The 12,517-nt window shown below is 71.4% G+C and carries 9 protein-coding genes; 2 read left to right on the forward strand and 7 right to left on the reverse strand.

What is annotated here, in order from left to right; all coding sequences use genetic code 11:
* Nucleotides 1-32: 32 nt before the first annotated feature.
* From rpmA to CI785_RS02390, 6 genes are all read right to left on the reverse strand, one after another.
* Nucleotides 33-293 (reverse strand): 50S ribosomal protein L27, encoded by a 261-nt coding sequence (gene rpmA / locus CI785_RS02365; RefSeq protein WP_087073579.1) that lies wholly within the window; start codon nt 291-293, stop codon nt 33-35.
* 56 nt (nt 294-349) lie between these two features.
* Complete coding sequence (gene rplU, locus CI785_RS02370; RefSeq protein WP_104179459.1) at nt 350-658, reverse strand: 50S ribosomal protein L21; 309 nt, start codon at nt 656-658, stop codon at nt 350-352.
* 357 nt (nt 659-1,015) lie between these two features.
* Nucleotides 1,016-4,315, reverse strand: a complete 3,300-nt coding sequence (locus tag CI785_RS02375) for an Rne/Rng family ribonuclease (RefSeq protein ID WP_105030491.1) — start codon at nt 4,313-4,315, stop codon at nt 1,016-1,018.
* A 471-nt stretch (nt 4,316-4,786) separates the two neighbouring features.
* The gene (dxs, locus tag CI785_RS02380) at nt 4,787-6,760 is read right to left on the reverse strand and encodes a 1-deoxy-D-xylulose-5-phosphate synthase (protein ID WP_105030492.1); all 1,974 of its coding nucleotides are present in this window, start codon (nt 6,758-6,760) and stop codon (nt 4,787-4,789) included.
* 108 nt (nt 6,761-6,868) lie between these two features.
* The gene (locus tag CI785_RS02385) at nt 6,869-8,218 is read right to left on the reverse strand and encodes a class I SAM-dependent RNA methyltransferase (protein WP_105030493.1); all 1,350 of its coding nucleotides are present in this window, start codon (nt 8,216-8,218) and stop codon (nt 6,869-6,871) included.
* 9 nt (nt 8,219-8,227) lie between these two features.
* The gene (locus tag CI785_RS02390) at nt 8,228-10,204 is read right to left on the reverse strand and encodes an APC family permease (RefSeq protein WP_105030494.1); all 1,977 of its coding nucleotides are present in this window, start codon (nt 10,202-10,204) and stop codon (nt 8,228-8,230) included.
* Nucleotides 10,205-10,316: 112 nt separating this feature from the next.
* On the opposite strand from CI785_RS02390, the gene CI785_RS02395 reads away from it, so the two are divergent.
* Together CI785_RS02395 and CI785_RS02400 are read left to right on the forward strand one after the other, a co-directional pair.
* Nucleotides 10,317-10,988 (forward strand): potassium channel family protein, encoded by a 672-nt coding sequence (locus tag CI785_RS02395; RefSeq protein WP_105030591.1) that lies wholly within the window; start codon nt 10,317-10,319, stop codon nt 10,986-10,988.
* Nucleotides 10,988-11,665, forward strand: coding sequence for a potassium channel family protein (locus tag CI785_RS02400; protein WP_105030495.1), 678 nt, complete (start codon nt 10,988-10,990; stop codon nt 11,663-11,665). The genes CI785_RS02395 and CI785_RS02400 overlap by 1 nt, the downstream gene beginning before the upstream one ends.
* 55 nt (nt 11,666-11,720) lie before the next feature.
* Here the strand turns inward: CI785_RS02400 and CI785_RS02405 are convergent, their stop codons facing one another.
* Nucleotides 11,721-12,512 (reverse strand): DUF3159 domain-containing protein, encoded by a 792-nt coding sequence (locus CI785_RS02405; RefSeq protein WP_105030496.1) that lies wholly within the window; start codon nt 12,510-12,512, stop codon nt 11,721-11,723.
* Nucleotides 12,513-12,517: the final 5 nt, after the last annotated feature.

A 12,517-nucleotide genomic window follows, 5' to 3' on the forward strand; every position in this document is an offset into this window, starting at 1 on the left:
CCGAATGCTTCTCGCACCGTGTACAGGCAGAATTACTCTGCTGCTGCTCCGACGATGTTGACGACCTTGCGTCCGCGACGCGTGCCGAACTCGACGGCACCGGCCTCGAGGGCGAACAGGGTGTCGTCCCCGCCGCGTCCCACGTTGGCGCCCGGGTGGAAGTGGGTGCCGCGCTGGCGGACGATGATCTCGCCGGCCTTGACGACCTGACCGCCGAAGCGCTTCACGCCGAGGAACTGCGCGTTCGAGTCGCGGCCGTTGCGAGTGGAGCTTGCGCCCTTCTTATGTGCCATGAGTTATGCCTGCCTTCGCTGAAGTGTCTGCTTGACCGAACGATAGCCCGAAGGGACTACGCGATGCCTGTGATTTTGACGCGGGTCAGTTCCGAACGGTGACCCTGGCGCTTCTTGTAGCCGGTCTTGTTCTTGAACTTCTGAATGACGATCTTCGGTCCACGAAGATTCTCGATGATCTCGGCAGTGACGGTGACCTTCTCGAGGTCCTCCGCTGCGGAGGTGATCTTGGCGCCGTCTACCAGAAGGAGGGCGGGAAGCTTGAACGTGCTTCCGGCCTGACCGGTGACGCGGTCAAGGGTAACGAGGTCTCCTACAGAAACCTTTTCTTGGCGGCCGCCTGCGCGGACAATCGCGTACACCACTTGGGAACTCACTTCTCTCGACATTCTTGACTTCTGATGAAAAAACCTGGGTGCGCTTCGGCAGCGATCCTGGAGCTTGCTCCCCGTGCGGGATTCGCTGTGCGCGTCCCGGACACCGCAGCCTGGGCTGCCGAGATCCGAAGGACATCTGCGTGCGTGCATCCCCCACCGTTGCCGCCGGACATGCCGGTTGACAGGCAAGTGCACCGAGGGTCCAGATTACGGCAGTACGGCACCATCCCGCAAATCAGCGGGCGGGACGGCGCCCGCGCCGGCCGATTCCCGGACACAGGAACGCCGGAGTCCCCGTGGACCCCGGCGTTCCCTCTCCCTGGCCTCTACGGCCCCGTGCCGCCCCTACAGCTCCGAGGCGGGCACGCCGACACCGAAGATCAGCGGCTCGGCTGCCGATGCCTCGGGCTTCCGTGCCGCCACGGGCGCCTTGGCGACGTGCCGGGTGCCGGTGGGGTCACCGGCGGGCTCCGCGACCTGCGTCTCGATGGTGGTGTCCGCAGCGCCCTGGGCGCTGCGGGCGACCCTGCGGGGGCGCGTACGGCGGGCAGGCGCTTCCACCACCTCCGTGGGCGCTCCGGGCCGCGACGCAGCGCGAACCCGCGCCTCGTCGGCCACCGCTGCGGCCGGCGGGCCGGACACCGCCCGGACCGGGGCCACGGGATCCTCCTGCACGTCGTCCCCCGCGCTTTCCCCGGGCTCTGCTGCGGGTGCCGCTGCTGCGTCGTCGGCCGGCTTCCTGTTGAAGGCCTCGCTCAGGCTGTCCAGTGTCAGGCGGGTCGACGGCGGGACCTCCCGGTCCCGGCCGTCCTGGTTCCGGCCCTCCGCACGGGGCAGGGTCACCGTCTCGCCGTTGAAGGTGAGCACGGCCTCCGTCACCTGGACGGCGGCCTCGACAGCAGCCTCCGTGCCCTGTTCCTCCTGAGCGTGGTGCGTCGCGGCGGCGATGCTCGCCAGGGCGGCGCGCGCCGCCTCCGCCTTCGCAGCGCGGTCGGGGCTCTCGGCCACGGGTGCGACGGCGGCGGGCAGCACCAGGCCCTCGTCCTGCTGGCCTCCGCGTCCGCGGTTCCGCTTGCGCTCGCTCCGGGACACCCGGTCCTGGCGCACCTGCGGCGTGCTCTCGGGCGCGGGCGCGGTCCGGCGGTGCTCCACGGGCTCCATGTGGGTCACGACGCCTCGGCCCGCACAGTGCTCGCAGTCCTCACCGAAGACCTCGAGCAGGCCCGTGCCCATGCGCTTGCGCGTCATCTGGACGAGCCCGAGGGAGGTCACCTCGGCCACCTGGTGCTTGGTCCGGTCGCGGCCGAGGCACTCCACCAGCCGGCGCAGCACGAGGTCGCGGTTCGCCTCGAGCACCATGTCGATGAAGTCGATCACGATGATGCCGCCGATGTCGCGGAGGCGGAGCTGCCGGACCACTTCCTCCGCGGCCTCCAGGTTGTTCTTGGTGACGGTCTCCTCGAGGTTCCCGCCGCTGCCGGTGAACTTGCCGGTGTTGACGTCCACCACCGTCATGGCCTCGGTGCGGTCGATCACGAGGGATCCGCCCGAGGGCAGGAAGACCTTACGCTCGAGTGCCTTGGAGATCTGCTCGTCGATGCGCGACGCGGCGAAGATGTCCTCGTCGCCCGTCCACTTCTCGAGCCTGCCCACGAGGTCCGGGGCCACGTACATGACGTAGGCCTCGATGGTGTCCCAGGCCTCCTCGCCGGACACGACCAGCTTGGAGAAGTCCTCGTTGAAGACGTCGCGCACCACCTTGATGGTGAGGTCGGGCTCACCGTACAGCAGCTCGGGTGCCAGGGTCTTGGTGGAGCCGGCCTTGCGCTCGATCTCCTCCCACTGGGCGCGCAGGCGGTTGACGTCGTGCGTCAGCTCCTCCTCGCTCGCGCCCTCGGCCGCGGTGCGGACGATCACGCCGGCGTTCTCGGGCAGGCGGTCCTTCAGGATCCGCTTCAGGCGGTTGCGCTCGACGTCGGGCAGCTTGCGGGAGATACCCGTCATCGACCCGCCGGGCACGTACACGAGGTAGCGGCCGGGGAGCGAGATCTGGCTCGTGAGCCGGGCGCCCTTGTGACCCACCGGGTCCTTGGTGACCTGCACCAGCACGGGGTCGCCCGACTTCAGCGCGAGCTCGATGCGGCGCGGCTGGCCCTCGAGGCCCGCAGCGTCCCAGTTGACCTCACCGGCGTACAGGACGGCGTTGCGACCCCGTCCGATGTCCACGAACGCCGCTTCCATGCTCGGCAGGACGTTCTGCACCTTGCCGACGTAGACGTTGCCGATCAGCGAGTCCTGCTGCGTCCGGGAGACGAAGTGCTCGGCGAGGATGCCGTCCTCGAGGACGCCGATCTGGATCCTGTCGTCGCGCTGGCGAACGATCATCTGCCGGTCCACGGACTCGCGGCGGGCGAGGAACTCCGCCTCGGTGATGACCTGTCGGCGGCGGCCCGTGTCCCGGGACTCGCGGCGCCGCTGCTTCTTCGCCTCGAGCCGCGTGGAGCCGCGGACGCTGGTCACGCGATCGGACACGGGCTCGCTGGACTGGCGGGGGGCGCGGACACGCGTGACGGTGTTGGGCGGGTCGTCGTCGTCGCCGCCGGAGAGTTCGAGGTCCTGGTCGCCACGACGACGACGGCGGCGGCGGCGTGACGTGACGCCCGCGCCGTTCTCCGGGCCGTTCGATCCGGCCTGCTCGTCCGGTCCGTCCGCCTCGGCGTCCTCCGCGCCGGGCTCGGTCTGGCCGGCGTCGCCGCGGCCGCGGGTCCTGCTGCGGCGGCTCCTCCGCGACCGGCGTCCGGGGTCCTCGGCGTCCTCGTCGGCGTCCTCCTCGGCGGGAGGGGTGACCTTGACGGCCGGCACGGTGACAGTGCTGAGATCCGGTGCGTGGAACAGGAGCGAGAGCGGCGATTCCGGGACGGCGAAGGGGTCGGCTGCGGCCACCGGGGCCGGCTGGTCCACGGTGCTCCGGGAGTCCTGCGCGTCGTCGGGGTCCTGCGCGTCGTCCGCGGCGGGCGCTTCCGGGCCGGACGCCGTCGGGGCAGCGGCCGCGTCGGCGGCGGGCGAGGAGGCGTCGTCCTGCTGGACCGGTTCGGACGCGCGGCGGCTGCGGCTTCTGGTGGAGGTACGGCGCGCGCGTGCCGGCTTCTCCTCGGTGCCCTCGGCGTCCTCCACGGCGGTCCCGGGCTCGACGGCCGGTGCAGCCTCGACGACGGGCTCGGTGGGGGCCGCGGCGACGGGAGGCTGCTCGACGGGGCGGGCGGGGCCCGCCTCAGCCGTGGCGGCGCGACGACGCGTGCGGGTCGCGCGGGCCGGGGCCGCGGGTGCCTCGGGTGCTGCATCGGCGTCGGTGGTGCCTGCGGCCTCGACGACGGCGGCCTGCGCCGGTGCTGCGTCCGTGACTGTCTCGTCCGTCACGACGACGGGCTTGCGCGTCCGGGTAGCCCGCTTGCGGACCGGAGCGGCGGCTTCGACCTCGGCATCGGGCCCGGCGTCGGGCAGGGATCCCGTGAGGGCGGGTGGCGCCCCGGCTGGGGCGCTGGCGGTGCGTCGCTTCCGCGGGGCCTTCGCCGGCGCGGCCTGCTCGGGCGCTTCTGCCGTTGCGGCCGCGTTCTGTTCGTTCCCCAGCTGTTCTGACTGATCCATGGGTGCTCGCTCCAAGCCCCTGCGGCACCGGCCACATTCCGGCACCCTCCAGGGCGGTATGTCGGCCCGCCGCGGGCCCTTCGCCCGGCGGCTGACCGGAAGTCGTTGTCATGTCGCCCGAGGTCACACCGTCATGGGGGTGCGGAATCACTCGGAGACCAGTGGCGCTTTTCCACCTCAGCCGTCCGGGTGGACGGTGGGTCCCGACAGCGGATTCGGCCTACTTCCGCCGACGGGGCGGACTCGGTAGGACGGAAGCATCGCCGGCGGAACGGAAGCCTGTCACTGGACCGGCGCGGGAATGTGGTTCCCTCGTCGGCCTTCGCCATTATCTCACACCACCTCCCGCCTGCGGCTCCCGCGCATCGGCGAGCCCGCCCGGCCGGCCCGGCGGGGCGACGGTCGGGAACCGCGGCCGGGCACGGGTGTCCCGGCCGGGAGCACCGTGCCGGACACCGCCGGATCCCGCGGTCAGTGCTTGGGGAGCTGCCCGGTCACGGGTGTGGAATCCCCCGCGAGCGGACGCGCGACGGGCACCTTGGTGCCGAGGACCTGCGCGACGACGTCGTGCGTGATCTGCTGCGCCGTGAGGCCCACGCGCTCCAGGACCTGGTTGCGGGAGCCGTGGTCGAGGAACTCGACCGGCAGGCCCACCTCGTTGAGCGCGGTGTCCACGCCCGCCGAGCGCATCTCCTGGCGGATCCTCGAGCCGACGCCGCCGGCACGGACGCCGTCCTCGATGACGATCACGATGCGGTGCTCGGCCGCGAGGTCGATCACGGACCGACGGACGGGCAGGAGCCAGCGCGGATCGATGACGGTGGAGCTGATGCCCTGGGCGCCGAGCCGGTTCGACACGTCGAGGGCCAGCTCGCTCATGGCGCCGACGCTGACGATCAGGACGTCGTTGGTCCGGGAACCGGCGGGCCGGCGGGAGAGGACGTCCACGCCGTCGTCCAGGCGCTCGATCGCCTCGACCTCGGCTCCGACCGACCCCTTGGAGTAGCGCACCACGCTCGGGGCGTCGCCGATGGCGACGGCCTCGCGCAGCTCCTCCCGGAGCCGGGTGGCGTCGCGCGGGGCGGCGAGGTGCAGGCCGGGGACGGCCTGCAGCAGCGCGAGGTCCCACATGCCGTGGTGGCTCGCGCCGTCCGGCCCCGTGACACCGGAACGGTCCAGGACCACCGTGACGCCCGCCTTGTGCAGGGCCACGTCCATGAGCAGCTGGTCGAAGGCGCGGTTGAGGAAGGTCGCGTACAGGGCGATCACCGGGTGCAGCCCGCCGAACGCCATGCCGGCGGCGCTCGTGAGCGCGTGCTGCTCGGCGATGCCGACGTCGAACACGCGGTCCGGATGACGGGCCGCGAAGCGGTGGAGCCCCACGGGGATGAGCATGGCGCCGGTGATCCCGACGATGTCGGGGCGCTCGTCGGCGATGTCGGCGATCTCGTTCGCGAAGACGGAGGTCCAGGACTGCTGGCCCGCGACGTCCACGGGTTCGCCGGTCTCGGGGTCGATCACACCGACGGCGTGGAACTGGTCCGCCTCATGGGCGCGGGCCGGCGCGTAGCCGTGGCCCTTCTCGGTGATCGCGTGGACGATCACCGGCCCCTCGTAGTTCTTGGCGAGCTGCAGGGCCTGCTCGACGGCCGACTGGTCGTGGCCGTCCACCGGACCCACGTACTTCATCCCGAGGTCCTCGAACAGGCCCTGGGGCGCCCACCAGTCCTTGATGCCCTTCTTCATGGCGTGCAGGCTCTTGTAGCTGAACTCGCCCACCGTCCCGCCGTCGTGCATGCGCTGCTTGACCCAGTCGAGGGTGCGCTCGTAGACGCGGTGCGTGCGCACGGAGTCGAGGGTGGGGCGCAGGGACGCGAGGTAGTCGGCCACACCGCCGATGGTCGGTGCGTAGGAGCGGCCGTTGTCGTTGACCACGATCACCACGCGGCGCCGCTTGTCCGCGGCGATGTTGTTGAGGGCTTCCCAGGCCATGCCGCCCGTCAGGGCGCCGTCCCCCACGAGCACCACGGTGTAGCGGTCGCCCTCGCCGTTCAGGACGCGGGCGCGGGAGATGCCGTCGGCCCACGAGAGGGAGGACGAGGCGTGCGAGCTCTCGACGACGTCGTGCACCGACTCGGCGCGTGACGGGTAGCCGGACAGTCCGCCCTGCTGGCGCAGCGAGCTGAAGTCGTGGCGGCCCGTGACGAGCTTGTGCACGTAGGACTGGTGTCCGGTGTCGAAGATGATGCTGTCGCGGGGCGAGTCGAAGATGCGGTGGATGCCGAGGGTCAGTTCGACCACGCCCAGGTTGGGGCCCAGGTGACCGCCCGTCCGCGAGACATTGCTGACCAGGAAGGCGCGGATCTCTTTGGCGAGTGACGTCAGTTGCGCGTCGCTGAGCTTGCTCAGGTCCTGCGGGCCGTGGATAGTCTCCAGAAGTCCCATCGGCGCCTCCTCGGTTCGTTCGGCGTGGCGAAGGAATCGCCGTTGACTGTTCTTAACTCTAACGTTCGGGCTTCGGACGAGGTGCCATTGCCATCGTGTGGCGATACCTCAGGCGGACGGTGGCAGGAGCCGTGCGAAGGACTCCATGTGGTGGGTGTGGGGGTAGAGGTCGAAGACGCGCAGGGTGTCGAGCGACCAGCCGGCGGCGAGGAAGTAGCCGAGGTCGCGGGCGAACGACGCCGGGTCGCAGGACACGTAGCCGACGGCCCGCGGGTTGGCTGCGAGGATCTGCCGGACCACCTTCTTCCCCGCCCCGGCACGCGGCGGGTCGAGCAGGACGGCGTCGAGCGGCTCGGACCACCGGCCCAGGACGGCATCCACGCGGCCCTGCACGATCGACACGTGGTCCTGTCCGTGCAGGTTGCGCTTGGCGTCCCGGCTCGTCCCGGGCGATCCCTCGACCGACAGCACCGCACCCCCGGGCCCTACCGCGCGCGCCAGCGGGACGGTGAACAGTCCCGCACCGGCGTAGAGGTCGGCGACCCGCTCCCCCGTGGCGGGCCGGAGTCCGTCGAGCACAGCGGAGGCGAGGGCCTCCGGCGCGCCGCGGTGGATCTGCCAGAAGCCGGCCCCCGTGACGCGGTAGTCGAGGCCCAGCACGCTCTCCTGCAGCCAGGTCCGTCCCTTCAGGCGCTGCACCTGGCCGGACTCGGGATCCAGGACACCCACCGAGGCGCCGTCGATCGAGGCCGCCACGGCTGCGACGCGGCGCGGGGACGTACCGGCTGCGGGCACGAGGAGGACCAGCGGCTCTCCCCCGCCCGAGGGCGCGGCGACGTCGACGCGTCCGATGCCGGAGAAGTCGAGGGTCCAGAGCCGCAGCCCGTTGATCGCGGGGACGGCCAGGGGCATCTCCCGGATCGGGGCGACGGCGTGGGAGCGGTGCAGGTGCATCGCCAGACGGCCGGCGGTGTCCACGGCGAAGGCCGCGCGGGTGCGCCAGGCGAGTCCGTCCGCCGTCTCGCCGGGGGCGGGTTCCACCGTCACCGTGCGCTCGGTCCGCGCGAGCCGGGTGAGTTGCTCCTCGAAGATGGCGGCCTTCAGGCGCCGCTGCTCGTCGAGGGCGATGTGCCCGAACTCGGCGCCGCCCACGGCCGCGCGTCCGCGGGCGGCGGTGAAGAGGGCATCAGCGAGGGGCCAGGGGTGCACCACCCGGTGCGGGGAGGCCTCGAGTACCTCGACGACGTCGGCGCGCCAGAAGCTGGCGCCGTCGTCCGTCTCGGTGAAGCGCACCCGCACCCGCTCACCCGGCAGCGCGTGGCGGACGAAGACCACACGGCCCTCGTGCCGGGCGACGAAGTGCCCGCCGTGTGCGGGCCGCTCGACGGTGAGCTCCGCCGTCGCGGCCTGGGCGGTCCCGGGAGCGGCTGGTGCTGCGGGTGGTACGGCGTCTGTCATCGTGTGTTCCTACTTCAGGTCCTGGTAGATCCGACTCGCGTCGGAGGACGCGAGCTGCCACGGCACGCTGGCCACCATCACGCCGGGCACGAAGTGCAGGCGCGCCTTGATACGGAGGGCGGTCTGGTTGTGGACCAGCTGCTCCCACCACTTTCCCACCACGTACTCGGGGATGTAGACCACGACCAGGTCGCGCGGGGAATCCCTGCGCATGGTGGTGATGTAGTCGAGGATCGGGGTGATGGTGTCGCGGTACGGCGAGGCGAGGACCGTGATGGGCACGGGGATCTCGTATCGCTCCCAGTCGGCGAGGGTGCGGCGGGTCTGGGCGGGGTCGACGTCCACAGTGATGGCATCGAGCCGGGACGGCCGTGAGGCTCGTGCGAAGGCGAGCGCCCGCAGCACCGGCTTCCGGACGTGGGAGACGAGGATCACGGCGTGGACCCGGGAGGGAAGGGCCCGCAGGTGCACGGCGTCGTCGATCGCGAGTTCGGCGGCCACCACGTCGTAGTGCTTCTTGATGCTGCGCATGACGGCGAAGAGCATCGCCATGGCGAGCACCGCGATCCACGCCCCGTACTCGAACTTGGTGATGAGGACGACGACGAGCACGGCCGCGGTGAGGCCGAAGCCGAGCGCGTTGATGGCCAGCGACCGGCGGATAGACCAGCGCTCCTGAGCGCCGACGGTGCTGCGCAGGGTCCGGCTCCAGTGCCGGACCAGACCCAGCTGTCCCCCCGTGAAGGAGACGAACACGCCCACGATGTACAGCTGGACCAGCGCTGTCACGTCCGCACGGAAGACGAGGATCAGCACCACGGCGCCCAGCCCGAGCAGGAGGATGCCGTTGCTGAAGGTCAGCCGGTCCCCCCGGGTGCGCAGCTGCCGGGGCAGGTAGCCGTCCTTGGCGAGGATGGAGGCCAGCACGGGGAACGCGTTGAAGGCCGCGTGGCCGGCGAGCAGGAGGATCAGCGCCGTCGCCGCGACGACACCGTAGAAGGCCGGGGATCCGGCTCCGAAGACGGTCCGGGCCAGCTGGCTGATGACCGGCGCCTGGATGTAGTCGGCGGGGACGGGCTGTCCGTCGAGGAGCAGCTGCGCCGCGGGGTTCTGCACCACATGCACGCGCGTGGCGTTGGCGAGGTAGATGACGCCCGCGAGCATCGCGGAGGAGACGACGCCCACGAGCAGGAGGGTGGTCGCCGCGTTGCGGCTCTGCGGCGCCTGGAAGCGCTGCACGTTCGACGCCGGCCCTTCGAGTCCGGTCAGCGCCGCGGCGCCGGCCGAGAACGCCCGCAGGATCAGCAGGCCGCCGGCCAGGCCCACGAGGCCGGCGTCGAGGGCCGCCTCGGGCACGATCTCGAACCGGGCGCTCGGCGCCTGCCCGAGCGAGCCCGTGAGCGCCCGGACGATGCCCGTGGCGCACAGGGCGAGGATCCCGGCGAGGAAGGCATAGGTGACGACCGCGCGGGCACGGACGCCCCGCATGACGCCGCGCAGGTTCAGCAGCACCAGCACCGCGACGCCCGCGACGGCGAGGGTCACGCGGGCGCCCTCGAGCGCCGGGGCGAGCGAGACGACGTACTGCGCGGCCGCCGACACCGAGACGGCCACGGTGAGCAGGTAGTCGATCATGAGGGCCGACGCGACGGTGGTGCCGGCCCGGGGGCCGATGTTCCGCTTGGCGATCTCGTAGTCGCCACCACCGGACGGGTAGGCGTGGACGGCCTGGCGGTAGGAGGCGACGACCACGAGCAGCACCGCGATGACGGCCAGGCCTACCCAGGGCGAGATGGCGACCGAGGCCACTCCGGCGAGGGCGAGGGTCAGCAGGATCTCGTCGGGGGCGTACGCGACGGACGAGAGGGCGCTTGCGGAGTACACGGGCAGGGCGAGGCGTTTCGGCAGGCTCCTGGTCCTCAGCCTGTCGCTGGCGAAGGGCTTGCCCACCAGCACCCTCTTGACAGCCTCGAGAAAAGTCAGCACAGCCCAGACTAGCGCGTCCGTGCCTGCGCCCAGCCACTAGGCTTGGTGCTGGTACGGCACGGGACGGCAGGGTCGGCAGCAGGATCTACAGCAGGAATCAGGGGTGCCCTCGGTGGCTCATTTCGTGATCATGGGGTGCGGCAGGGTGGGCGTCAGCCTGGCGCACACGCTCGACGAGTCCGGGCACTCCGTGGCGATCATCGACCAGGACGACCGCGCGTTCCGCCGGCTGCGCTCCTCGTTCGGCGGGCGGAAGGTCACGGGTGTCGGCTTCGACCGGGAGACGCTCAAGCACGCCGAGATCGAGACCGCCTACGCCTTCGCCGCCGTCTCCAGCGGTGACAACTCGAACATCCTCGCCACGCGCGTGGCGAGGGAGACGTTCCACGTACCGCACGTCGTCGCCCGTATCTACGATCCGGGGCGCGCCGAGATCTACCAGCGCCTCGGTATCCCCACGGTGGCCGCGGTCCGCTGGAGCGCCGACCAGGTGCTGCGGCGGATCCTGCCCGAGCAGACCATCAACGGCGACTTCCGGGAGACCTCGGGCCGGCTGATCCTCGCCGAGCTCGCACTCGCCGACGCCTGGCTCGGCAGATCCCTGAGGAGCATCGAGGCCGCGAGCGGCGTGCGGATCGCCTACGTCACGCGCTTCGGCGAGGGCATCCTGCCCACGGCCGGCACGAGCTACCAGCAGGGTGACACCCTGCACGCCATGATGAGGACGACGGCGACGGACGAGATCACGCGCATCCTCGCCGCGGCGCCGAAGGAGGAGGACTGATGAGGGTCGTCATAGCCGGGGCAGGGAGCGTGGGATCCTCGATCGCGCGGGAACTGCTCGGCAACAAGCACGAGATCCTGCTGATCGACGAGAAGCCGGAGGCCATCGGCCGCAGCGGCCTCAAGGGCGCGAAGTGGCTGATCGGCGACGCCTGCGAGCTGACCACGCTCAAGGACGCCCGCCTCGACGAGGCCGACGTCGTGGTCTCGGCAACGGGCGACGACAAGGTGAACCTGGTGGTGTCGCTGCTCGCCAAGAGCGAGTTCGGGGTGGGGCGCACGGTGGGCCGGGTGAACAACCCGAAGAACGACTGGATGTTCGACGACTCCTGGGGCGTGGACGTGGCCGTCAACACCCCGCGCCTGATGACCGCCCTCGTCGAGGAAGCCGTGGAGGTGGGCGACCTCGTGCGCCTGCTGACGCTGCAGACCGGGGTGTCCTCGATCGTCGAGTTCACCGTGCCCGCGGACTCCCCCCTGGTCGGCAGTACGATCGGCTCCATCGCCCTTCCCCAGGACTGCGCCGTCGTGGCCGTGCTGCGCGACGACTCCCCCGTCACGCCGAGCCCTGACGACGTCGTCGAGGGCGGCGACGAGATGTTCTTCCTCGCGGCGATCGCCGCGGAGGACGACCTGCGGATCGCCCTCTCCGCCCGCAGCGACGGGTCCGAGGACTAGCCGCCGGGTCACCGGTCGGAAGCTTCGCGACGCCGACCCGACGCTCAGCGGCTCCCTAGTCCGCCGTCCCGGAACCGGAGGCTGCGCCTGCCGGCACGGCGGGCCGGGACACGACCCACGCGAGCCAGAGACCGAGCGCGTAGAGCGGCAGGCCCATCGCCACACGCGTGGAACCGAGGGCCGCGACGTTCTCCGCGAGGTACAGCGGCACCTGCACCACGAGGCGCAGCGCGAGGACCGTGACGATGATCCAGGTCGCCACGCCGTAGGCGCGGACGCGCGCAGGATCCTTGCGCCACTCGATGCCCTCGTTGCGGATGAAACCGAACAGGAGTCCGGCGAAGGGCCACCGGAACACCACCGAGGCCACCATCGCCACGATGTAGCCGGCGTTGATGAAGAACCCGGGGAGGAAGAAGTCCTCGGCGTTGCCGGTACGCAGCGCCACGAACGCGCAGACGGCGACCCCGATCAGCCCGGCCACGGCCTGGGTGACGGGTGTCCGCGAGACGAGCCGCACCACGGTGAAGACCGCCGAGACGGCCAGCGCCGCGATCAGCGAGACCTGGAGGTCCGTGGTGAAGGTGAAGAGCACCGTGAACACGAGCCCCGGGCCGATGCTCTCCGCCAGCCCCTGCACGCCGCCGATCGAGGACAGCACGTCGATCTGGCCGGAGTCGCCGCGACGCACCCCGGACTTCGCCGCGTACTGCGTCGCGAGGTCCGCCGCCGACGGGCCCGCCTGCTCGCCGGCCGGTGCAGCGGCCGAGGGACGGGCACCCGGGCCGGCGCCGCCCGCGGCGGGCACGGGCCGACCGGCCTCCGGCTCGTCGATGGGATAGCTCATGTCTG

The organism is Arthrobacter ruber (genome assembly GCF_002954225.1).
Classification (GTDB): domain Bacteria; phylum Actinomycetota; class Actinomycetes; order Actinomycetales; family Micrococcaceae; genus Arthrobacter_D; species Arthrobacter_D ruber.